The 21,261-nt window shown below is 61.4% G+C and carries 33 protein-coding genes; all 33 read left to right on the top strand.

The features are described from left to right. Window positions 1–537 precede the first annotated feature (537 nt). The 33 genes from rpsL (at window position 538) to ACVNHC_RS06870 (ending at window position 21,180) form a co-directional block, all read left to right on the top strand. The gene (gene rpsL, locus ACVNHC_RS07030) at window positions 538–909 is read left to right on the top strand and encodes a 30S ribosomal protein S12 (RefSeq protein ID WP_019966691.1); all 372 of its coding nucleotides are present in this window, start codon (window positions 538–540) and stop codon (window positions 907–909) included. Between the two features lie 12 nt (window positions 910–921). Next, a complete protein-coding gene (gene rpsG, locus ACVNHC_RS07025) occupies window positions 922–1,392 on the top strand; it encodes a 30S ribosomal protein S7 (protein ID WP_019966690.1) in 471 nt (156 codons plus the stop codon). A 21-nt stretch (window positions 1,393–1,413) separates the two neighbouring features. Beyond that, on the top strand, window positions 1,414–3,489 hold the full coding sequence (gene fusA, locus ACVNHC_RS07020; protein WP_457166812.1) for an elongation factor G: 2,076 nt from the start codon (window positions 1,414–1,416) through the stop codon (window positions 3,487–3,489). Between the two features lie 44 nt (window positions 3,490–3,533). Next, the gene (tuf, locus tag ACVNHC_RS07015; protein ID WP_058900184.1) at window positions 3,534–4,724 is read left to right on the top strand and encodes an elongation factor Tu; all 1,191 of its coding nucleotides are present in this window, start codon (window positions 3,534–3,536) and stop codon (window positions 4,722–4,724) included. A 65-nt stretch (window positions 4,725–4,789) separates the two neighbouring features. Then, window positions 4,790–5,098 (top strand): 30S ribosomal protein S10, encoded by a 309-nt coding sequence (gene rpsJ, locus ACVNHC_RS07010; RefSeq protein ID WP_013652482.1) that lies wholly within the window; start codon window positions 4,790–4,792, stop codon window positions 5,096–5,098. 23 nt (window positions 5,099–5,121) lie between these two features. Then, window positions 5,122–5,829 carry a 50S ribosomal protein L3 gene (gene rplC, locus ACVNHC_RS07005; RefSeq protein ID WP_050474669.1) on the top strand — a complete coding sequence of 236 codons (708 nt, stop codon included), beginning with the start codon at window positions 5,122–5,124 and terminating at the stop codon, window positions 5,827–5,829. After that, the gene (gene rplD / locus ACVNHC_RS07000) at window positions 5,829–6,449 is read left to right on the top strand and encodes a 50S ribosomal protein L4 (protein ID WP_019965870.1); all 621 of its coding nucleotides are present in this window, start codon (window positions 5,829–5,831) and stop codon (window positions 6,447–6,449) included. Before rplC ends, rplD begins: the two co-directional genes overlap by 1 nt. Beyond that, entirely contained in the window at window positions 6,446–6,739 is a 294-nt protein-coding gene (locus ACVNHC_RS06995; RefSeq protein ID WP_019965869.1) for a 50S ribosomal protein L23, read from the top strand. The genes rplD and ACVNHC_RS06995 overlap by 4 nt, the downstream gene beginning before the upstream one ends. Window positions 6,740–6,755: 16 nt before the next feature. After that, window positions 6,756–7,589 (top strand): 50S ribosomal protein L2, encoded by an 834-nt coding sequence (rplB, locus tag ACVNHC_RS06990; RefSeq protein ID WP_019965868.1) that lies wholly within the window; start codon window positions 6,756–6,758, stop codon window positions 7,587–7,589. A 12-nt stretch (window positions 7,590–7,601) separates the two neighbouring features. Then, window positions 7,602–7,880 (top strand): 30S ribosomal protein S19, encoded by a 279-nt coding sequence (gene rpsS, locus ACVNHC_RS06985; RefSeq protein ID WP_019965867.1) that lies wholly within the window; start codon window positions 7,602–7,604, stop codon window positions 7,878–7,880. A gap of 2 nt (window positions 7,881–7,882) precedes the next feature. Further along, entirely contained in the window at window positions 7,883–8,263 is a 381-nt protein-coding gene (rplV, locus tag ACVNHC_RS06980) for a 50S ribosomal protein L22 (protein ID WP_019965866.1), read from the top strand. Beyond that, a complete protein-coding gene (rpsC, locus tag ACVNHC_RS06975) occupies window positions 8,263–8,991 on the top strand; it encodes a 30S ribosomal protein S3 (RefSeq protein WP_019965865.1) in 729 nt (242 codons plus the stop codon). The genes rplV and rpsC overlap by 1 nt, the downstream gene beginning before the upstream one ends. Window positions 8,992–9,031: 40 nt before the next feature. Next, the gene (gene rplP / locus ACVNHC_RS06970; protein ID WP_019965864.1) at window positions 9,032–9,445 is read left to right on the top strand and encodes a 50S ribosomal protein L16; all 414 of its coding nucleotides are present in this window, start codon (window positions 9,032–9,034) and stop codon (window positions 9,443–9,445) included. Window positions 9,446–9,467: 22 nt separating this feature from the next. Next, window positions 9,468–9,668, top strand: coding sequence for a 50S ribosomal protein L29 (rpmC, locus tag ACVNHC_RS06965; protein ID WP_019965863.1), 201 nt, complete (start codon window positions 9,468–9,470; stop codon window positions 9,666–9,668). Between the two features lie 10 nt (window positions 9,669–9,678). Next, complete coding sequence (gene rpsQ / locus ACVNHC_RS06960) at window positions 9,679–9,906, top strand: 30S ribosomal protein S17 (protein WP_019965862.1); 228 nt, start codon at window positions 9,679–9,681, stop codon at window positions 9,904–9,906. A 69-nt stretch (window positions 9,907–9,975) separates the two neighbouring features. Further along, window positions 9,976–10,344, top strand: coding sequence for a 50S ribosomal protein L14 (gene rplN / locus ACVNHC_RS06955; protein WP_013652493.1), 369 nt, complete (start codon window positions 9,976–9,978; stop codon window positions 10,342–10,344). Beyond that, complete coding sequence (rplX, locus tag ACVNHC_RS06950; RefSeq protein WP_019965861.1) at window positions 10,344–10,661, top strand: 50S ribosomal protein L24; 318 nt, start codon at window positions 10,344–10,346, stop codon at window positions 10,659–10,661. Before rplN ends, rplX begins: the two co-directional genes overlap by 1 nt. Next, window positions 10,654–11,208: a 50S ribosomal protein L5 gene (gene rplE / locus ACVNHC_RS06945; protein ID WP_050474670.1), complete on the top strand. Its 555-nt coding sequence runs from the start codon at window positions 10,654–10,656 to the stop codon at window positions 11,206–11,208. The genes rplX and rplE overlap by 8 nt, the downstream gene beginning before the upstream one ends. A 33-nt stretch (window positions 11,209–11,241) precedes the next feature. Next, window positions 11,242–11,547: a 30S ribosomal protein S14 gene (rpsN, locus tag ACVNHC_RS06940; RefSeq protein WP_019965859.1), complete on the top strand. Its 306-nt coding sequence runs from the start codon at window positions 11,242–11,244 to the stop codon at window positions 11,545–11,547. A 12-nt stretch (window positions 11,548–11,559) separates the two neighbouring features. After that, a complete protein-coding gene (gene rpsH / locus ACVNHC_RS06935; RefSeq protein WP_019965858.1) occupies window positions 11,560–11,958 on the top strand; it encodes a 30S ribosomal protein S8 in 399 nt (132 codons plus the stop codon). Window positions 11,959–11,999: 41 nt separating this feature from the next. Next, window positions 12,000–12,533: a 50S ribosomal protein L6 gene (rplF, locus tag ACVNHC_RS06930; protein ID WP_026355988.1), complete on the top strand. Its 534-nt coding sequence runs from the start codon at window positions 12,000–12,002 to the stop codon at window positions 12,531–12,533. A 12-nt stretch (window positions 12,534–12,545) separates the two neighbouring features. Continuing rightward, on the top strand, window positions 12,546–12,908 hold the full coding sequence (rplR, locus tag ACVNHC_RS06925) for a 50S ribosomal protein L18 (RefSeq protein WP_019965856.1): 363 nt from the start codon (window positions 12,546–12,548) through the stop codon (window positions 12,906–12,908). A 38-nt stretch (window positions 12,909–12,946) separates the two neighbouring features. Further along, on the top strand, window positions 12,947–13,516 hold the full coding sequence (gene rpsE / locus ACVNHC_RS06920) for a 30S ribosomal protein S5 (RefSeq protein ID WP_019965855.1): 570 nt from the start codon (window positions 12,947–12,949) through the stop codon (window positions 13,514–13,516). A 41-nt stretch (window positions 13,517–13,557) separates the two neighbouring features. Further along, window positions 13,558–13,752, top strand: coding sequence for a 50S ribosomal protein L30 (gene rpmD, locus ACVNHC_RS06915; protein ID WP_019965854.1), 195 nt, complete (start codon window positions 13,558–13,560; stop codon window positions 13,750–13,752). 17 nt (window positions 13,753–13,769) lie between these two features. Beyond that, on the top strand, window positions 13,770–14,240 hold the full coding sequence (rplO, locus tag ACVNHC_RS06910) for a 50S ribosomal protein L15 (protein WP_050474671.1): 471 nt from the start codon (window positions 13,770–13,772) through the stop codon (window positions 14,238–14,240). Window positions 14,241–14,287: 47 nt separating this feature from the next. Beyond that, window positions 14,288–15,619, top strand: a complete 1,332-nt coding sequence (gene secY / locus ACVNHC_RS06905; protein WP_050474672.1) for a preprotein translocase subunit SecY — start codon at window positions 14,288–14,290, stop codon at window positions 15,617–15,619. Beyond that, window positions 15,616–16,221, top strand: coding sequence for an adenylate kinase (locus ACVNHC_RS06900; RefSeq protein WP_050474673.1), 606 nt, complete (start codon window positions 15,616–15,618; stop codon window positions 16,219–16,221). The genes secY and ACVNHC_RS06900 overlap by 4 nt, the downstream gene beginning before the upstream one ends. A 165-nt stretch (window positions 16,222–16,386) precedes the next feature. Next, complete coding sequence (gene rpsM, locus ACVNHC_RS06895) at window positions 16,387–16,755, top strand: 30S ribosomal protein S13 (RefSeq protein WP_026355986.1); 369 nt, start codon at window positions 16,387–16,389, stop codon at window positions 16,753–16,755. A gap of 67 nt (window positions 16,756–16,822) precedes the next feature. Then, window positions 16,823–17,212, top strand: a complete 390-nt coding sequence (rpsK, locus tag ACVNHC_RS06890; RefSeq protein WP_019965849.1) for a 30S ribosomal protein S11 — start codon at window positions 16,823–16,825, stop codon at window positions 17,210–17,212. A 44-nt stretch (window positions 17,213–17,256) separates the two neighbouring features. Next, on the top strand, window positions 17,257–18,321 hold the full coding sequence (locus tag ACVNHC_RS06885) for a DNA-directed RNA polymerase subunit alpha (protein ID WP_019965848.1): 1,065 nt from the start codon (window positions 17,257–17,259) through the stop codon (window positions 18,319–18,321). 79 nt (window positions 18,322–18,400) lie between these two features. Continuing rightward, entirely contained in the window at window positions 18,401–18,826 is a 426-nt protein-coding gene (gene rplQ / locus ACVNHC_RS06880) for a 50S ribosomal protein L17 (protein WP_026355984.1), read from the top strand. Window positions 18,827–19,113: 287 nt separating this feature from the next. After that, a complete protein-coding gene (locus ACVNHC_RS06875) occupies window positions 19,114–20,511 on the top strand; it encodes a HAMP domain-containing protein (RefSeq protein ID WP_457166811.1) in 1,398 nt (465 codons plus the stop codon). A gap of 3 nt (window positions 20,512–20,514) precedes the next feature. After that, a complete protein-coding gene (locus ACVNHC_RS06870; RefSeq protein ID WP_457166810.1) occupies window positions 20,515–21,180 on the top strand; it encodes a methyl-accepting chemotaxis protein in 666 nt (221 codons plus the stop codon). Window positions 21,181–21,261: the final 81 nt, after the last annotated feature.

Below are 21,261 nucleotides of genomic sequence, written 5' to 3'. Positions count from 1 at the left end.
CCGGTTTTCGGGAAAACCGCCGGGGATTCGGGGCTTCTGCGGCTCAGCAGGCTGCAGGACAGCCCTGCAGGATTCGCAAGGCACGGTTAACCGGCATAGGGCCAGGCCTTGCAGGATGTCTGGGCTGTATAATTTAATTACAATACTGCGCGCATTGGCGTTACAAAAGATGCGGAAATGCGCAGATTCAGCCCGTGCCGCGGCCAAGGCGCAGCAGGGCAGGGCAATCCCGCAGAAATCCGAGATTTCCCTTGACGGCAGGGGGCGCCGTGAGTAGTGTCCGCCCATCCCAAGGGCAGGCGGTAAGTCCTGATGTGTTCCAGCGGTCTACGCAAGGAACCTGAATACTTAAACGCTGCCGGGTTCAAAAAGGCGAATAAGCGTCGATTGCACGACCGCGATTAACCTCGTGGTCCTCTGGTTTTCGCAGCGCCTCCCATGTGCGAACATGGCTGAGGCGCGATTACGTTTGTCACGTAGTCAGTGAAAAGCAGGGTAGCGTACGAATTTTTGGATGGCAGAGGTAAAGGGCACAGAATGCCGACCATCAACCAGCTGATCCGCAAGCCGCGGAAAGACCCGCCGAAGCGGAACAAGGTGCCGGCCATGGAGGCCTGCCCGCAGAAGCGTGGTGTTTGCACCCGCGTATACACCACGACGCCGAAGAAGCCGAACTCGGCACTTCGTAAGGTTGCCAAGGTGCGCCTGACGAATGGCTTCGAAGTCATCGGTTACATCCCGGGTGAAGGCCACAACCTTCAGGAACACTCCGTGGTGATGATCCGCGGCGGCCGCGTCAAGGATTTGCCGGGCGTTCGCTACCACATCATCCGTGGCGTGCTCGACACCCAGGGCGTCAAGAACCGTAAGCAGCGCCGGTCGAAGTACGGCGCCAAGCGGCCGAAGTAAGGAGCGCGCGGCATGTCCCGTCGTCACAGCGCAGAAAAGCGCGAGATCATTCCGGATCCCAAGTTCGGTGATATCGTCGTTACGAAGTTCATGAACTCGATCATGTATCACGGCAAGAAGTCCGTGGCCGAGCGCATCGTTTACGGTGCCTTCGACATCATCGAGAAGAAGACCCGTGAGAACCCCATCGAGGTGTTCCATGCGGCTCTCGAAAACGTCATGCCGCAGGTGGAAGTCCGCTCCCGCCGCGTCGGTGGTGCGACCTACCAGGTTCCGGTGGAAGTCCGCACGGACCGCCGTCAGGCACTGGCGATCCGCTGGCTGATCACTGCAGCCCGCAACCGCAACGAAACCACCATGGTGGACCGCCTGTCGGGCGAAATGCTCGACGCCGCGAACAACCGTGGTTCCGCAGTGAAGAAGCGCGAAGACACGCACCGCATGGCGGACGCGAACCGCGCCTTCTCTCACTACCGCTGGTAATCCTGGAAAAGGGCTGACGTCATGTCTCGCACGCACAAAATCGAGGACTACCGCAACTTCGGCATCATGGCTCACATCGATGCCGGCAAGACCACGACCACCGAGCGCATCCTGTATTACACAGGCAATAGCCACAAGATCGGTGAAGTTCATGATGGCGCTGCCACCATGGACTGGATGGAGCAGGAACAGGAACGCGGCATCACGATCACGTCCGCCGCGACCACCGCTTTCTGGAATGAAAAGCGCCTGAACATCATCGACACCCCGGGTCACGTGGACTTCACCATCGAGGTGGAGCGTTCCCTGCGCGTGCTGGACGGTGCCGTTGCCCTTCTCGACGCCAACGCTGGCGTTGAGCCCCAGACTGAAACCGTGTGGCGTCAGGCGGACAAGTACCGCGTGCCGCGCATGATCTTCGTCAACAAGATGGACAAGCTCGGTGCGGACTTCTACCGCTGCGTCGAGATGGTCAAGACCCGTCTGGGTGCCAAGGCTCTGTGCGTACAGATCCCGGTTGGCGCCGAGAGCGAGTTCGCCGGCGTGGTCGATCTGATCAAGATGAAGGCGCTGATCTGGCGCGACGAAAGCCTGGGCGCTGCCTGGGACGAAGTCGAGATCCCGGCTGACCTGGCTGACAAGGCTCAGGAATTCCGTGATGCCATGATCGAGACGGCTGTCGAAGTCGATGAAGCTGCCATGGAAGCGTATCTGGAAGGCAACGAGCCGGACAACGACACGCTGAAGGCACTCATCCGCAAGGGCACCATCAGCGGCGAGTTCATTCCGATCTTCGCTGGCTCGGCCTTCAAGAACAAGGGCGTTCAGCCGCTGCTCGACGGCGTGGTGGACTACCTGCCGTGCCCGCTCGACGTTCCGGCCATCAAGGGCATCGATCCGAAGACCGAGGGGGAAATCCTCCGCAAGTCGAGCGACGAAGAGCCCCTGTCCATGCTGGCGTTCAAGATCATGAACGACCCGTTCGTCGGTTCGCTCACCTTCTGCCGCATCTACTCGGGCGTTCTGAACAAGGGCACGTCCCTGCAGAACACCGTGAAGGACAAGAAGGAACGCGTCGGCCGCATGATGCAGATGCATGCCAACAGCCGTGAAGACATCGACGTTGCCTATGCAGGCGACATCGTTGCCATCGCCGGTCTGAAGGACACCACCACGGGTGACACGCTCTGCGATCCTGCCAAGCCGGTCATTCTTGAGCGCATGGAATTCCCCGAGCCGGTGATCGAGATCGCCGTCGAGCCGAAGACCAAGGGCGACCAGGAAAAGATGGGCCTCGCGCTCAACCGCCTGGCAGCTGAAGATCCGTCCTTCCGCGTCAAGACCGACGAGGAAAGCGGCCAGACGATCATCGCCGGCATGGGTGAACTTCACCTCGACATCATCGTCGACCGCATGCGCCGCGAGTTCAAGGTGGAAGCCAACATCGGTGCTCCGCAGGTGGCCTATCGCGAGACGATCACCCGCCGCGCCGAAGTGGACTACACCCACAAGAAGCAGACCGGTGGTACCGGCCAGTTCGCCCGCATCAAGCTCGTCATCGAGCCGAACGAGGTGGGTGCAGGCTATGCCTTCGAGAGCCAGATCGTCGGTGGTGCTGTTCCGAAGGAATACATCCCGGGCGTGACCAAGGGTATCGAGAGCGTGATGTCTTCGGGCCCGCTCGCCGGCTTCCCGATGGTCGACATCAAGGCGAGCCTGACCGACGGTGCCTACCACGACGTGGACTCCTCGGTTCTGGCCTTCGAAATCGCTGCCCGCGCCGGCTTCCGTGAAGCAATCGCAAAGGCCGGTCCGAAGCTGCTCGAGCCCATCATGAAGGTCGAGGTCGTGACCCCGGCTGACTACATGGGCGACGTGATCGGCGACCTGAACTCCCGCCGCGGCCAGATCAACGGCACGGAAGACCGTGGTGTTGTGACCGCGATCACCGCGATGGTCCCGCTTGCCAACATGTTTGGCTACGTGAACAACCTGCGGTCCATGTCGCAGGGGCGTGCGCAGTACTCGATGGTGTTCGACCATTACGAGCAGGTGCCGCAGGCCGTTGCTGACCAGGTTCAGGCGAAGTACGCCTGAACCACCGACCGACATTAAAGAACTAGAGAAAGCGGAGTAATCCGATGGCGAAGGAAAAGTTTGAGCGCACGAAGCCGCACGTGAACATTGGCACGATCGGCCACGTTGACCACGGCAAGACGACGCTGACCGCGGCGATCACGATGACGCTGGCTGAGACCGGCGGCGCGGTTGCCAAGGCCTATGACCAGATCGACGCAGCGCCGGAAGAAAAGGCGCGCGGCATCACGATCTCGACGGCACACGTTGAGTATGAGACGGCAAACCGTCACTACGCTCACGTTGACTGCCCGGGTCACGCCGACTACGTCAAGAACATGATCACCGGTGCTGCCCAGATGGACGGCGCGATCCTGGTGTGCTCGGCCGCTGACGGCCCGATGCCGCAGACCCGCGAGCACATCCTGCTCGCCCGTCAGGTCGGCGTGCCGGCTCTGGTGGTGTTCATGAACAAGGTCGACCAGGTCGACGACGAAGAGCTTCTGGATCTCGTCGAGATGGAGCTGCGCGAGCTGCTGTCCTCGTATGACTTCCCGGGCGACGACATTCCGATCGTCAAGGGCTCGGCTCTGGCTGCGGTTGAAAACCGCGACGCCAACATCGGCCGTGACGCCATCCGCGCTCTGATGGACGCCGTTGACGCGTACATCCCGACGCCGGACCGTCCGATCGACATGCCGTTCCTGATGCCGATCGAAGACGTGTTCTCGATCTCCGGCCGTGGCACCGTGGTGACCGGCCGTGTCGAGCGCGGCATCGTGAAGGTGGGTGAGGAAGTCGAGATCGTCGGCATCCGCGACACCAAGAAGACGACCGTGACCGGCGTTGAGATGTTCCGCAAGCTTCTGGACCAGGGTCAGGCAGGCGACAACATCGGCGCGCTGATCCGTGGCGTTGGCCGTGAGGACGTTGAGCGTGGTCAGGTTCTGTGCAAGCCGGGTTCGGTTAAGCCGCACAAGAAGTTCAAGGCCGAAGCCTACATCCTGACGAAGGAAGAAGGCGGCCGTCATACGCCGTTCTTCACGAACTACCGTCCGCAGTTCTACTTCCGCACGACGGACGTGACGGGCATCGTTGAGCTGCCGGAAGGCACGGAAATGGTGATGCCGGGCGACAACATCTCGGTCGTCGTGACGCTGATCGTTCCGATCGCCATGGAAGACGGCCTGCGCTTCGCTATCCGCGAAGGTGGCCGTACCGTCGGCGCCGGCGTTGTCGCTTCCATCATTGAGTAATCGGCGGGTGCCCCCGCCGCCGCTTCAGGCGGACGGCGGGGCCCAGTCTTATCGGGAAATCTGAAATGAACGGTCAGAATATCCGGATCCGCCTCAAGGCATTCGATCACCGTATTCTCGATGCTTCCACCCGGGAGATCGTGAACACGGCGAAGCGGACCGGTGCGCAGGTACGGGGTCCCGTGCCGCTGCCGACGCGGATTGAGAAGTACACCGTGCTTCGTGGTCCGCACATCGACAAGAAAAGCCGCGATCAGTTTGAGATGCGCACTCACAAGCGCCTCCTCGACATCGTCGATCCGACGCCGCAGACCGTCGACGCTCTTATGAAGCTCGACCTGGCAGCTGGCGTGGACGTCGAGATCAAGCTCTGAGTCGGATCGAAAGGTTTACGCCAATGCGTTCTGGAGTGATCGCTCAGAAGGTGGGCATGACCCGCATTTACAACCAGGCTGGCGAGCATGTGCCGGTCACTGTACTGCGGCTCGAAAACTGCCAGGTTGTTGCTCACCGCACTGAAGAAAAGAATGGCTACACCGCACTGCAGCTTGGCTCCGGTGTTGCCAAAGTCAAGAACACGCCCAAGGCGATGCGCGGACATTTCGCGGTTGCCAAGGTTGAACCGAAGCGCACGCTGGCTGAGTTCCGCGTGAGCCCGGACAACCTGATCGAAGTCGGGTCCGAGATCACTGCCGACCACTATGTGGAAGGTCAGTTTGTCGACGTCACCGGCACCTCGATCGGTAAGGGCTTTGCCGGTTCCATGAAGCGCCACAACTTCGGTGGTGGCCGCGCTTCTCACGGTAACTCGGTGTCCCACCGCGCGCACGGTTCGACCGGCCAGCGTCAGGACCCGGGCAAGGTGTTCAAGGGCAAGAAGATGGCCGGCCACATGGGTGATGCCCGTGTGACCACGCAGAACCTCAAGGTTGTCCGCACGGACGTCGAGCGCGGCCTGATCATGGTCGAGGGCTCTGTTCCCGGTGCCAAGGGCGGCTGGATCCTGGTTCGCGATGCCGTCAAGAAGGCGCTGCCGGAAGGCGTGCCGGTCCCGGGTGCTTTCCGGGCCGTTGCCGAGGCAGCCACGGGCAAGGAGAGTGAGTGATGGAACTTGAGGTCAAAACCCTCGAAGGTTCGGCCGCCGGTTCGATCACGGTGTCGGACGAGATCTTCGGTCTCGAGCCGCGCACGGATCTGATCCACCGCGTTGTGCGCTGGCAGCTTGCCAAGCGCCAGGCTGGTACCCACAAGGCCAAGGGCCGTGCCGAAGTCTCCGGCACGACCAAGAAGTTCGTCCGTCAGAAGGGCTCCGGTGGCGCCCGTCACGGCAACCGCAAGGCTCCGCAGTTCCGCGGCGGCGGCAAGGCTTTTGGTCCGGTTGTCCGTGACCATGGCCACGACCTGCCGAAGAAGGTTCGCGCCCTGGGCCTCGCCCATGCGCTGTCTTCCAAGGTTAAGGCCGGTTCGCTGATCGTTGTCGAGGACGCCAAGGCCGCTGAAGCCAAGACCAAGCTGCTGAAGGAAAAGTTCAGCAAGCTGGGCCTCGCCAACGTGCTGGTCATCGATGGTGCAGAGGTGGATGCGAACTTCGCACTCGCCGCCCGCAACATTCCGGCTGTTGACGTGCTCCCGGTTCAGGGCATCAACGTCTACGACATCCTGCGCCGCAACACCCTGGTTCTAACCAAGGCTGCTGTGTCGGCTATCGAGGAGCGGTTCAAATGAGCAAGATCGCTCACTACGACAAGATCGTCAGCCCGGTGATCACCGAGAAGGCGACCATGGCCTCGGAAGAGAACAAGGTGGTCTTCAAGGTTGCCAACTCGGCAACCAAGCCGGAAATCAAGGCAGCGATTGAAGCCCTGTTCGGCGTCAAGGTCACTGCGGTGAACACTCTGGTCCGCAAGGGCAAGGTGAAGCGTTTCCGCGGCCGCATCGGACAGCAGTCCGACTACAAGAAGGCCATTGTGACGCTCGCCGAGGGTCACTCGATCGACGTGACGACCGGACTCTAAGGCTGGGACGACAATTATGGCACTCAAGACCTTCAACCCCACGTCCCCCGGCCGGCGCCAGCTGGTTCAGGTGGACCGTGCCGATCTCTGGAAGGGCAAGCCGGTCAAGACCTTGACCGAAGGCCTGAGCAAGACCGGCGGCCGCAACAACCGCGGCCGTCTGACGGCACCGAACCGCGGTGGTGGCCACAAGCGCTCCTACCGTCTGGTGGACTTCAAGCGTCGCAAGTTCGACGTTCCGGCGACTGTTGAGCGCCTGGAATACGATCCGAACCGCACCGCTTTCATCGCGCTGATCCGTTACGAGGATGGCGAGCTGGCCTACATCCTGGCCCCGCAGCGTCTTGCTGCTGGCGACATGGTTGTGGCTGGTGAGTCCGTCGACGTGAAGCCGGGCAACGCAATGCCGCTGGCTTCCATTCCGGTCGGCACCATTGTCCACAACGTTGAGCTGAAGCCGGGCAAGGGCGGTCAGATCGCCCGTTCCGCCGGTGCTTTCGTTCAGATCGTCGGCCGTGACCAGGGTTACACGATCCTGCGTCTCATGTCCGGTGAACAGCGCCGCGTTCTGGGCACCTGCATGGCGTCCATCGGCGCCGTGTCCAACCCGGACCATGGCAACATCAACCTGGGCAAGGCCGGACGTTCGCGCTGGCTCGGCATCCGCCCGCACACTCGCGGTGTGGCCATGAACCCGATCGACCATCCGCACGGCGGTGGTGAAGGCCGCACCTCGGGTGGCCGTCATCCGGTGACCCCCTGGGGCAAGCCGACGAAGGGCAAGCGCACGCGCAGCAACAAGGCAACGGACAAGTTCATTGTTCGCAGCCGTCATGCTCGCAAGAAGTAAGAGGTACGGATCGTGACACGTTCGATCTGGAAAGGTCCGTTTGTCGACGGGTATCTGCTGAAGAAGGCGGACAAGGTTCGCGAAACCGGCCGGAACGAGGTCATCAAGACCTGGAGCCGCCGCTCGACGATCCTGCCGCAGTTCGTTGGCCTGACCTTCGGCGTCTACAACGGACAGAAGCACGTTCCGGTGCTGGTGTCTGAAGAAATGATTGGTCACAAGCTCGGCGAGTTCTCGCCGACCCGGACCTACTATGGGCACGGCGCCGACAAGAAGGCGAAGAGGAAGTAACGATGGGCAAGCCGAAGCGTGAGCGGACGCTCGCCGACAACGAGGCCAAGGCGGTCACGCGCATGCTGCGCGTTTCCCCGCAGAAGCTGAACCTCGTGGCGGCTGCAATCCGCGGCAAGAAGGTAAGTTCCGCTCTGGCGGATCTGACGTTCTCCCGCAAGCGCATCGCTGGTGACGTCAAGAAGACCCTGATGTCCGCGATTGCGAATGCCGAGAACAACCACGACCTGGACGTGGACAGCCTGGTGGTTGCCGAAGCCCATGTGGGCAAGGCTTTTGTCATCAAGCGGTTCCATGCCCGTGCACGTGGCCGCGCTGGCCGGATCGAGAAGCCGTTCTCGAACCTGACCATCGTTGTTCGTCAAGTCGAGGAGACTGCCTGATGGGACACAAAGTTAACCCGATCGGCATGCGCCTCGGGATCAACCGCACCTGGGACTCCCGCTGGTTCGCCAACAAGGGCGAATACGGCAAGCTGCTTCATGAAGATTTCCGCATCCGCGAATATCTGATGAACGAGCTGAAGCAGGCTGCGGTTTCCAAGATCGTGATTGAACGCCCGCACAAGAAGTGCCGCGTGACCATTCATTCCGGCCGTCCGGGTGTGGTCATCGGCAAGAAGGGTGCGGACATCGACAAGCTGCGCAAGAAGCTTGCCGCGATCACCGACGCCGAAGTGCACATCAACATCGTTGAAGTGCGCAAGCCGGAAATCGACGCGACCCTGGTTGCCGCTTCGATCGCCCAGCAGCTGGAACGCCGTGTTGCATTCCGCCGCGCCATGAAGCGTGCCGTTCAGTCGGCCATGCGTCTGGGCGCCCTTGGCATCCGCATCAACTGCGGCGGCCGTCTGGGTGGTGCGGAAATCGCACGCGTCGAGTGGTATCGTGAAGGCCGTGTGCCGCTGCACACCTTGCGCGCCGACATCGATTATGGCACAGCGACCGCTCACACCGCCTATGGCGCCTGCGGCGTCAAGGTCTGGATCTTCAAGGGCGAGATCCTCGAGCACGATCCGATGGCGTCTGAACGCCGCGCGACCGAAAGCTCGGATGCGAATCAGGGTGATCGCGGCCAGCGCCGTGATCGTGGTCGCGAGCGCGCTGCCTGAAAAGGCAGCGCCCGTGTAACGCAAGAACGAGAGAAGAACGATGCTGCAACCGAAGCGAACTAAGTTCCGCAAGCAGCACAAGGGCCGCATCCACGGCATGGCGAAGGGCGGTACTGACCTGAACTTCGGCGAATTCGGTCTGAAGGCCGTGGAGCCGGAGCGTGTCACCGCCCGCCAGATCGAGGCAGCCCGTCGTGCAATGACCCGTCACATGAAGCGTGCGGGCCGTGTTTGGATCCGGATTTTCCCGGATGTGCCGGTGTCTTCCAAGCCTGCGGAAGTCCGCATGGGTAAGGGTAAAGGTGCCCCGGACTACTGGGCCTGCCGTGTCAAGCCGGGCCGTATCATGTTCGAGATTGACGGCGTGCCGGAAGACGTTGCCCGCGAAGCAATGCGCCTGGCTGCTGCCAAGCTGCCGATCAAGTGCCGGTTCGTACAGCGGATCGCCGAGTAAGGCAGTCGAGGAGAGTTGAGCCATGAAGGCAAATGATGTAAGGGCAAAGACCCTCGACGAGCTCCGTACGGAACTCGAGGCACTGAAGAAGGAGCAGTTCAACCTGCGCTTTCAGAAGGCCACCGGTCAGCTCGAAAACACTGGTCGTTTCCGGCAGATCCGCCGGGATATCGCCCGGATCCAGACGATCATGCGCGATAAGCGCATGACCGCAACCGCGTAAGGAGGCCTCAATGCCGAAACGCATTTTGCAGGGCACCGTGGTCAGCAACGCGAATGACAAGACGGTGACGGTGAAGGTGGAGCGTCGCTTCACTCACCCGCTGCTCAAGAAGACGGTGCGCCGGTCCAAGAAGTACCGGGCGCATGACGAAGCGAACAAGTATCAGGTCGGCGACACGGTTCAGATCGAAGAGTGCGCGCCGATCTCCAAGACCAAACGTTGGACCGTGGTCTCCTGAGACCACGGCTCTGTTGAGCATCCGGCGCCCGTGGCAGGTGCGCCGTAGAGAGAACAAGGCGGCCAAGTCATGATTCAGATGCAAACAAACCTCGACGTGGCGGATAATTCCGGCGCCCGTCGTGTCATGTGCATCAAGGTGCTCGGCGGCTCGAAGCGGAAGTATGCCCGCGTTGGCGACATCATCGTCGTCAGCATCAAGGAAGCTATCCCGCGCGGCCGCGTCAAGAAGGGCGACGTGATGAAGGCGGTCGTCGTGCGTACGGCGAAGGACATTCGCCGTCCCGACGGCAGCGTGATCCGGTTCGACCGCAATGCGGCGGTCCTGGTCAACAACAACAAGGAGCCGATCGGCACCCGTATCTTTGGGCCGGTGCCGCGCGAGCTCCGTGCAAAGAACCACATGAAGATCATTTCGCTCGCGCCGGAGGTGCTCTGATGGCTGCGAAAATTAAAAAAGGCGACACGGTTGTCGTGCTCGCCGGTCGTGACAAGGGCAAGACCGGCGAAGTGCTGCAGATGCTGCCGACGGACAACAAGGCTCTCGTGCGCGGCATCAACGTCGTTCGCCGCCACCAGCGCCAGACGCAGACCCAGGAAGCAGGCATCGTGGCAAAGGAAGCCCCGATCCACGTTTCCAACCTGGCTGTAGCCGATCCGAAGGATGGCAAGCCGACTCGCGTCGGGTTCAAGGTGCAGGAAGACGGCCGCAAGGTCCGTGTGGCCAAGCGTTCGGGAGACCTGATCGATGGCTGAGACCTACGTGCCGCGGTTCAAGACGCACTACGATGAAGTGGTGCGCAAGCAGCTGCAGGAAAAGTTCAACTACACCAACCCGATGCAGATCCCCAAGCTTGAGAAGGTTGTTCTCAACATGGGCGTCGGTGAGGCAGTTGCAGACAGCAAGAAGGTGCGCATCGCTGCGGACGACCTGGCGCTCATCGCCGGTCAGAAGCCGGTGATCACCAAGGCTGCGAACTCCATCGCCACCTTCAAGGTGCGTGAGGGCATGCCCCTCGGCGCCAAGGTGACGCTGCGCCGCGAACAGATGTTCGAGTTTCTCGACCGTCTGATCACCATCGCGCTTCCGCGCGTTCGTGACTTCCGCGGTCTGAACCCGAAGAGCTTCGATGGCCGTGGCAACTACGCCATGGGCATTAAGGAACACATCGTTTTCCCCGAAATCGAGTACGACAAGGTCGACCAGATTTGGGGTATGGACGTGGTCGTGTGCACCACGGCCAACACCGATGAAGAGGCGCGCGAACTGCTGCGCGCGTTCAACTTCCCGTTCCGCAAGTAACGCGGATATACGGGAAAGGAACGAGGAAAAACGATGGCGAAGAAGAGCGCGATCGAGAAGAACAAGCGGCGCGAGCGCCTTGTGCTGAAGTACGCTGCAAAGCGTGCTGCTCTCAAGGCCGCAGCCAAGGATGAAACGCTGTCTCTGGAAGAGCGTTTCGCCGCCCGTCTGAAGCTCGCGGCACTGCCGCGCAATTCGGCACCGAACCGCGTGCGCAACCGGTGTGAAGTCACCGGCCGTCCGCGCGGCTTCTACCGCAAGCTGAAGATGTCGCGCGTTGCGCTGCGTGAGCTGGGCTCCCTGGGTAAGATCCCGGGCCTGGTCAAGTCGAGCTGGTAAGGAGAGGCTGCGATGGCAATTTCCGATCCGTTGGGTGATATGCTCACCCGCATCCGGAACGCGCAGCTGCGCCGCAAGAACAAGGTGTCCTCACCTCATTCGAAGCTGCGTGCGCATGTGCTTGATGTTTTGGCCAAGGAAGGTTACATCCGTGGCTACACGACGGTCGAATTCGAGGACGGCAAGTCCGAGCTTGAGATCGAACTGAAGTATTTCGATGGTGTACCGGTGATTCGTGAGATCGAACGTATCTCCAAGCCGGGCCGTCGCGTGTACTCGTCGGTAAAGAACATTCCGCATGTCGCGAATGGCCTTGGTGTGTCGATCCTGTCGACGCCCCGTGGTGTCATGAGCGACCATCAGGCGCGGGATGAGAATGTTGGTGGTGAAGTGCTCTGCCGCGTCTTCTGACGCGGCAGTGACCTTCCTATTTATGTGACAAGGTTGATCAGATGTCTCGTATTGGCAAAAAGCCAGTCCCCGTGCCGAGCGGGGTAACGGCAACGATCAACGGCCGCACCATCGAGGTCAAGGGACCGAAGGGCCAGCTGTCCTTCGTGCTCAACGATCTGGTGCTCGCCGAAATGACGGATGCCGGGATCCAGGTTGATCCCCGTAATGACAGCAAGCCGGCACGCTCCATGTGGGGCATGACCCGGACCATGATCCAGAACCTGATCACCGGCGTGAGCCAGGGCTTCGAACGCAAGCTCGAGATCACCGGTGTGGGTTACCGTGCTCAGATGCAGGGCCGCAATGTCCAGCTCGCCCTTGGCTTCTCCCACGACGTCGTTTACGAGGTCCCGGAGGGAATTGAAGTCAAGTGCCCGAAGCCGACCGAGATTCTTATCTCCGGCATCGACAAGCAGGTCGTCGGTCAGGTCGCGGCTAACATCCGCGAATACCGTGGCCCCGAGCCGTACAAGGGCAAGGGCATTCGCTATGCGGGCGAGTTCATCGTTCGCAAAGAAGGCAAGAAGAAGTAACGGACCCGGATCATGGCGAACAGCAAAACTGCTTTCGAGCGTCGTCGCGACCGCGTGCGCCGTTCGATCAAGAAGGTGGCGAACGGTCGTCCGCGCCTTTCCGTATTCCGCTCGTCGAAGCAGATCTATGCCCAGATCATCGACGACGCCAAGGGGCATACCATTGCCTCTGCCTCCACGCTTGAAAAGGACGTGCGGGGCGCATTGAAGACGGGCGCCGATGTGGCTGCGGCTGCAGCTGTCGGCAAGCTTGTCGCCGAGCGCGCTGTGGCCGCTGGCGTCAAGCAGGTCGTGTTCGACCGTGGCGGGTACATGTATCACGGGCGCATCAAGGCGCTTGCAGATGCAGCCCGCGAGGGCGGACTTGAATTCTGACCAGCGCTTGGCGCTCTGAAGAACGGAAGACGAATAATATGGCGAGACAGGACACACGGGAGCGCGATCGCGAAGAGCGCGACAGCGAGTTCGTCGACAAGCTCGTACACATCAACCGCGTCGCGAAGGTGGTCAAGGGTGGCCGTCGTTTCGGCTTTGCCGCGCTCGTCGTCGTGGGTGACCAGAAGGGCCGCGTCGGCTTCGGCCACGGCAAGGCTCGCGAAGTGCCGGAAGCGATCCGCAAGGCAACGGAAGCTGCCAAGCGTGCTATGGTTCGCGTGCCGCTGCGCGAGGGCCGTACGCTGCATCACGATGTCGAGGGCCGTCATGGCGCCGGCAAGGTGATCCTGCGTGCAGCTCCGGCTGGTACCGGTATCATCGCGGGTGGCCCGATGCGCGCCGTGTTCGAGACGCTCGGCGTCCAGGACGTGGTTGCCAAGTCGCTTGGCTCCTCGAACCCGTACAACATGGTGCGCGCAACCTTTGCCGCCCTGACCAAGGAAGACAGCCCGCGTGCTGTCGCGGCCCGTCGCGGCCTCAAGGTCTCGGTGCTTCAGGGCCGCCGCCGCGACAACGACGAAACGGTTCCGGCAGGTGCCGAGGCTTGAAGCCCGGCACCCCGGTAACCAGTTGAACGAGGGGTAGTTCCATGGCGAACACCGAAAAGACCGTAACGGTCGAGCAGATCGGCAGCCCGCTGCGCCGTCCCAAGGAGCAGCAGGCAACCTTGATCGGCCTCGGCCTGAACAAGATGCACCGCCGCTCGACGCTCAAGGACACTCCGGAAGTGCGCGGCATGATCCGCAAGCTTCCGCACCTCGTCCGCATCGTTGACGAAGCGTGAGGGCAGGAGAGAAGACTATGAAGCTCAATGACCTGCGGGACAATCCTGGTTCCGTTAAGGACCGTACCCGCGTTGGCCGCGGTATCGGCTCTGGCAAGGGCAAGACTGGTGGCCGCGGCGTGAAGGGTCAGAAGTCCCGTTCCGGCGTGGCGATCAAGGGCTTTGAAGGTGGTCAGATGCCGCTGCATCGCCGCCTGCCGAAGCGCGGTTTCACCAACATCTTTGCCAAGGACTTCAACATCGTGTCGCTCGGCCGCGTGCAGGTTGCTCTCGACGAGGGCAAGCTGGATGCCAAGGCTTCGATCACGGTTGAGGCTCTCAAGGCTGCCGGCATCGTCAAGCGCGTCAAGGACGGCGTCCGCCTCCTGGCCGATGGCGAGCTGAAGGCCGCAGTGACCTTCGAAGTTGCTGGCGCTTCCAAGACGGCTGTCGAGGCTGTCGAGAAGGCCGGCGGCAAGGTCGTGATCCTCGGAGCTCAGGCCGAATAGGCCTGGGCTTCGCCCTTTTTCTCGGACAGCAACCTCCGGAGAACGGCATGGCATCCGCTGCCGAACAGCTGGCATCAAATCTCAATTTCTCGGCTTTCGCGAAGGCTGAAGAACTCAAGAAGCGCATCTGGTTCACGCTGGGGGCGCTTTTGGTTTATCGGTTCGGCACTTACATCCCGCTGCCCGGGATCAATCCGGCCGCTTTTGCACAGGCCTTCAGCCAGGCTCAGTCTGGTGTGATCGGCATGTTCAACATGTTCGCCGGCGGCGCCGTCGAGCGTATGGCGATCTTCGCCCTGGGCATCATGCCCTATATCTCCGCTTCCATTATCATGCAGCTGATGACGACCGTCGTTCCGACGCTTGAGGCGCTGAAGAAGGAAGGGGAGCAGGGCCGCAAGGTCATCAACCAGTACACCCGCTACGGCACGGTGCTTCTGGCGATTGCGCAGTCCTACGGCATTGCGGTCGGGCTTGAGGGTTCGGCCAATGTGGTGACCGATCCGGGCTGGTTCTTCCGTCTTTCCGCTGTTCTCAGCCTGACGGGCGGCACCATGTTCCTGATGTGGCTGGGTGAGCAGATCACCTCGCGCGGCATCGGTAACGGCATTTCGCTGATCATCTTTGCCGGCATCGTGGCCGGTCTGCCGACAGCGCTCGTATCGCTGTTCGAGCTGGGCCGTCAGGACGCAATCGCGGGCTGGCTCATTCCGGTGCTTCTCATTCTGGCAATCGGCGTCATTGCGCTGATCGTGTTCATGGAGCGGGCGCAGCGCCGGCTTCTGATCCAGTATCCGAAGCGCCAGGTTGGCAACAAGATGTTTGAGGGCAACACGTCTTTCCTGCCCCTCAAGCTCAACACCGCGGGCGTCATCCCGCCGATCTTCGCCTCGTCGCTTCTGCTCATTCCGGCAACCATTGCCGGGTTCTCCGCGGGCAGCGGTCCGGCCTGGCTGACGACGGTGACGACGCTGCTTGGTCATGGACAGCCGCTGTACATGATCTTCTACGCGGCAATGATCGTGTTCTTCTGCTTCTTCTACACGGCCATCGTGTTCAGCCCGTCGGAAACGGCGGACAATCTGAAGCGGCACGGCGGATTCATTCCGGGGATTCGTCCGGGCGAGCGTACGGCTCAATTCATTGACCATGTGCTGACCCGCATTACGGTACTGGGCGCCATCTACATCACGGCGGTCTGCCTATTACCCGAATTCCTCATTTCCGCGACGGGCGTTCCGTTCTATTTCGGAGGAACCTCGCTGCTGATCGTTGTGAGCGTCACGATGGACACCGTTTCCCAGATCCAGGGCCATCTGCTTGCGCACCAGTACGAGGGACTGGTGAAGAAAGCAAAGCTCAGGGGGAAGCGTAGATGAGGTTGATTCTGGTCGGACCTCCCGGTGCAGGGAAGGGTACTCAGGCGGCCCGGCTTGTTGCCAAACATGGCATTCCGCAACTGTCGACCGGCGACATGCTTCGTGCCGCCGTCGCAGCCGGAACCGAGGTTGGCCTCAAAGCCAAGGCGGTGATGGACGCTGGCGGGCTCGTCTCCGACGAGATCGTTGTCGGCATCATCCGTGACCGGATTGGTGAAGCGGACGCACAGAAGGGGTTCATCCTCGACGGCTTCCCGCGCACGCTGGCCCAGGCCGAGGCTCTGGACCAGATGCTCGCAGAAAACCGCATCGGTCTCGATGCGGTGATCGAGCTGCGGGTGGACCAGTCCAGGCTCGTGTCGCGAATCATCAACCGTGCGGAAGAGGCGAAGGCCGCCGGCCAGCCGGTCCGCAAGGATGATGATCCGGAAGTCTTCAAGCAGCGTCTTGAAGCCTATAACCGCGATACGGCCGTGGTCATTCCCTACTACGAGAAGAACGGTCTTCTCACGGTCATCGATGGCATGCAGCCGATCGATGATGTGACGGCTGCCATTGCTGCCGTTCTTTCGAAGCTTGACGAACGGGTTGAGAGCCGGTAAACACCGCGCTCTAATCCTCAAGATTATGTGCCGATCCCGGAAACACCGGGGCCGGCACATTCTGTGCTGGTCAAAGCCAGCCAACAAACTCCCGCAAGGGCCGGGCTCCACCGGACGCGGGGAAATGCAACCGCGGCACATAAGCCGCAAGATATGGAGACGCACGTGGCACGTATTGCTGGCGTTAACATCCCGACGAACAAGCGCGTTGTCATCGCGCTTCAGTACATTCACGGCATTGGTGCCAAGTTCGCGCAGGAAATCATCGAAAAGGTGAACATTGCGCCGGAGCGCCGCGTGAATCAGCTGTCTGACGCCGAAGTGCTGGCGATCCGCGAGACCATCGACCGCGACTACCTCGTGGAAGGTGACCTGCGCCGCGAGACCGCGATGAACATCAAGCGCCTGATGGACCTTGGCTGCTACCGCGGCCTGCGTCACCGCCGCGGCCTGCCGGTCCGTGGCCAGCGCACCCATACGAATGCGCGGACCCGCAAGGGCCCGGCGAAGCCGATCGCTGGCAAGAAGAAGTAATCTGCCTCATCGGCTGGTGTAGCCGCCGGTATTACGGCGGTGCAGAGATCAAACCAAGGAATCAAGAATGGCTAAGGACACGACACGCGTGCGCCGCCGCGAACGCAAGAACATCTCTTCTGGCGTGGCACACGTGAACTCCACGTTCAACAACACCATGATCACCATCACCGACGCGCAGGGAAATGCGATTTCCTGGTCGTCCGCTGGTGCTCTCGGCTTCAAGGGTTCGCGTAAGTCGACCCCGTACGCAGCTCAGGTTGCTGCAGAAGACGCAGCCCGCAAGGCTTCCGAGCACGGCATGCGCACGCTCGAAGTCGAAGTTCGTGGTCCGGGTTCGGGCCGTGAATCGGCTCTGCGCGCCCTGCAGGCTGCCGGCTTCCTCATCACGTCGATCCGCGATGTGACGCCGATCCCGCACAACGGGTGCCGTCCGCGCAAGCGCCGCCGCGTCTGAGGTCTTTTGACTTTCAGATACCTGGTTTCCTCCAATGGCGAAGAATGGCCGGCGAGCTCCGGCGGGACAGCCGACGAGGTAAGAACGTGACGATTCAGAAGAACTGGCAAGAGCTGATCAAGCCGAACAAGCTGGAAGTGAAGCCGGGTGAGAACCCGCGCACGACCGGCACCGTGGTCGCCGAGCCGCTTGAGCGCGGCTATGGCCTCACGCTCGGCAACGCCCTGCGCCGCATCCTGCTGTCCTCGCTGCAGGGTGCTGCTGTAACGGCTGTGCAGATCGACGGCGTTCTGCACGAATTCTCGTCCATTCCGGGCGTGCGCGAAGATGTGACGGACATCATCCTGAACATCAAGGAAATCGCGATCCGCATGGAAGGCGAGGGCCCCAAGCGCATGGTTGTGCGCAAGCAGGGGCCTGGCGTCGTGACGGCTGGTGACATCCAGACGGTTGGCGACGTTGAAGTGCTGAACCCGGAACTCGTGCTCTGCACCCTCGATGAGGGCGCGGAAATCCGCATGGAGTTTACGGTCAACACCGGCAAGGGCTACGTGGCAGCCGAGCGGAACCGTCCTGAGGACGCTCCGATTGGTCTGATCCCGGTCGACAGCCTGTACTCCCCGGTCAAGAAAGTGTCCTACAAGGTGGAAAACACCCGTGAAGGCCAGGTTCTTGACTATGACAAGCTGACGCTGACGGTCGAAACCGATGGTTCGGTGAAGCCGGAAGATGCGGTGGCTTACGCGGCACGCATTCTGCAGGACCAGCTTTCGATCTTCGTCAACTTCGAAGAGCCGAAGCGCGAGATTGCAGAAGACAGCGTTCCGGAACTGGCATTCAACCCGGCCCTTCTCAAGAAGGTCGACGAGCTCGAGCTGTCCGTTCGTTCGGCAAACTGCCTGAAGAACGACAACATCGTTTATATCGGCGATCTCATCCAGAAGACCGAGGCGGAAATGCTCCGCACGCCGAACTTCGGCCGCAAGTCGCTTAACGAGATCAAGGAAGTTCTCGCACAGATGGGTCTCCATCTGGGCATGGACGTGGCCAACTGGCCGCCGGAGAACATCGAGGACCTCGCCAAGCGCTACGAGGACCATCAGTACTAAGGGGCGGTTTCGCCCCTGGCAGAACAACAGGGCGGCAGTCCCGCAGAGGATGCCCGCTTAACGTCTAAAGGAGAAGGCCATGCGCCACGGTAAATCCGGCCGCAAGCTCGGCCGCACCACGAGCCACCGTACTGCGATGTTCGCCAACATGGCGGCCTCGCTGATTGAACACGAAGCCATCGTCACGACGCTGCCGAAGGCCAAGGAAATGAAGCCGATCATGGACAAGCTTGTCACCCTCGGCAAGCGCGGCGACCTGCATGCCCGCCGTCAGGCGATCTCGCAGGTTCGTGACGTTGCCATGGTCCGCAAGCTGTTTGACGTGCTCGCCAGCCGTTACAAGGAGCGCAACGGTGGCTACACCCGCGTGGTCAAGGCTGGCTTCCGCTACGGCGACAGCGCACCGATGGCTGTGATCGAGCTGGTTGACCGTGACATGTCTGCACGCGGCGCTGCCGACCGTGCCCGTCACGAAGCGGAACAGGCTGCTGAAAACGCAGCGTAAGGTTTCGGAAGTATAAAAAACGTGAAAGGCGGGCCCTGTGCCCGCCTTTTGCTTTTTGTCGATATTTTCTGCTGAATTTGTGTGTCTGCTCAGATCACTTGTCAAAATTATCTTGTTCTTAAGATCATTAAGGAGATGCTGCGTCCACTTTTCCTTTCCATGGAGCTGGGTGCGCTATGAGCGGAAGTCAGAATGCCGGCGTCAAGAGCCGGGGCTTTTTACGTCTTTCCACGATTATACCTGCTGTCACTGTTGGCCTTGCATTGGTTTCCTGTGCAGTGGTTGGGGTGATCGGTTATACAACCGGCCGCGACGGCCTTGAAAAGGCGGGCGTTTCCGAGCTCAGCCTGATGGTGCAGTCCCGTCACGCTCTGCTGTCCGCCAAGCTCGATGGTATTCAGTCGGATCTGTCCAATCTGGCCTCGGGCGCTGCGGCGACCCTGGTCATGAAGGATCTGGCGAGCACGCGTGCGAATCTGACCACGGATATGGATTCGATCCGCAGCTACTATCAGGCTGCCGGCAGCGCCGCCGCTGATCGTGCCGAACTGAACGGCAAGACCAACAAGACCATGTATTCCTGGCGCCATGGCGAGCTGCATGGCTCGTTCCTGTCGGCCTGGAAGGCTGGCGGCTACGGCGATATCTACGGCATCACCAATGACGGCCTCGTTCTCTACTCCGTGACCAAGGGCGACGACTTCCTTCAGTCCGTCACCGACGGTTCGCTGGCCGCGACCGGTCTGGGCGAGGCGTTCAAGCTGGCTGCGGGCCAGCCCGCAGGCACTCAGGTGGCAACCGGCTTCAGTGAATATGGCGCCGATGCCATCCCGTCGATGTTCCTGGCACAACCCGTCTATGTGAACGAGTTTGGCGAGAGCAAGTATCTGGGTGTCATCGCCATGCGCGTGACCTCTCCGATGCTGGACAAGGTTCTGGCCGACCGGAAGGGCCTTGGCGAAACGGGGCAGACCTATCTGGTCGCGCAGGGCGGCATGGTGCTGACGACGATGCCGGCCCTGGACTATCCGACCGCCCTCAAGTTCCAGGTTTCTGGCAAGCCGATTGAGGACGCCCTGCGCGGCGTGGGCTCCACCGGTGAAGTGACCGGCAAGGATGGGCTGGACCGCATGGTTCTCGCCGAGCCGATCAACTTCATGGGCCAGACCTATGCCGTTGTGGCGGACAAGACCGTTGAAGAAACGCTGAGTGCCGTCACGGCCATGCGTGACCGGATGATCATGCTGACGCTGATCACGCTGGGTATCGTGGCGGTCGTGGCCCTGTTGTTCTCCCGCACCATCACCAAGCCGCTGCAGGTGCTCGTTCAGGCCCTGACCTCCATTGCCAACGGCAACCTGTCGCAGGACATTTCTGCGGCCCGCCGCGGTGATGAAATCGGTGAGATCGGCCGTGCCGTTCTGCAGATCCGCGAGAATGCGGCTGCCGAGCAGGAGCGCCGTGCGCAGGAAGAGGCGATTGCCGCCCGCTCGCAGGCCGAACAGCGCAAGGAAATGCTCTCCGGTCTGGCTGCCGAATTTGAGGCATCCGTTGGCCGCGTGGTGGAAACCGTCTCCCGTTCGGCGCAGAGCCTGCAGTCCGCGGCCCGCGAAGTGCAGGAAATGACGCAGTCGGCTGGCGACAGCGCGTCTCGTGCGGCTGACATGTCCAACCAGGCCATGTAAGAAGTGCAGTCGATCGCTTCGGCTTCGGACCAGCTGTCGAGCTCGATCCGCCAGATCTCCGAACTGATCGCCCGCTCGTCCAGCGTGGCCCAGACGGCAACGATCCGCGCTCAGGCCACCAACACCACCGTGCGGTCGCTGGCGGAAGCTGCCAACCGCATCGGTGAGGTGGTGACGCTGATCTCCGATATCGCCGATCAGACCAACCTCCTTGCCCTCAACGCCACCATCGAGGCGGCGCGTGCGGGCGAGGCCGGCCGCGGCTTTGCGGTCGTGGCGTCGGAAGTGAAGGAACTGGCCTCGCAGACCGGCAAGGCGACCGGCGAAATCCAGCAGCAGATCGACGCGATCCGCAGCGCCACGGATGATGCCGTTGCCGCAATCGCCGAGATCCAGGAGACCATCGGTGAGATCACCATGTCGGTGACCGAGGTGTCTTCCGCCGTCGAGGAGCAGAGCGCCGCAACGCAGGGCATCGCCGACAACACGCAGCGTGCAGCGCGCGGCACCGAAGAGGTGACGAGCAACATCCGCCGCGTGAACGACGTGACCGAGCGCACCGGCACCGCTGCCGATGGCTTCGTGGCCTCGGCCAGCGAACTGACCAGCCAGGCCCGCCACCTCGACGAGGAGGTCCGCTCCTTCCTGTCGCAGGTCCGCTCGGCCTGAGCCGGTCAGACTGCAATGCCGGGCTATAAGGCTTGGCATTGCGGGACAGGCTTCCTATCTGGCATGTATCGAATCCGGCCT

The organism is Pannonibacter sp. Q-1 (assembly GCF_054073275.1).
This window is presented reverse-complemented; position numbering and strand designations above follow the sequence as displayed.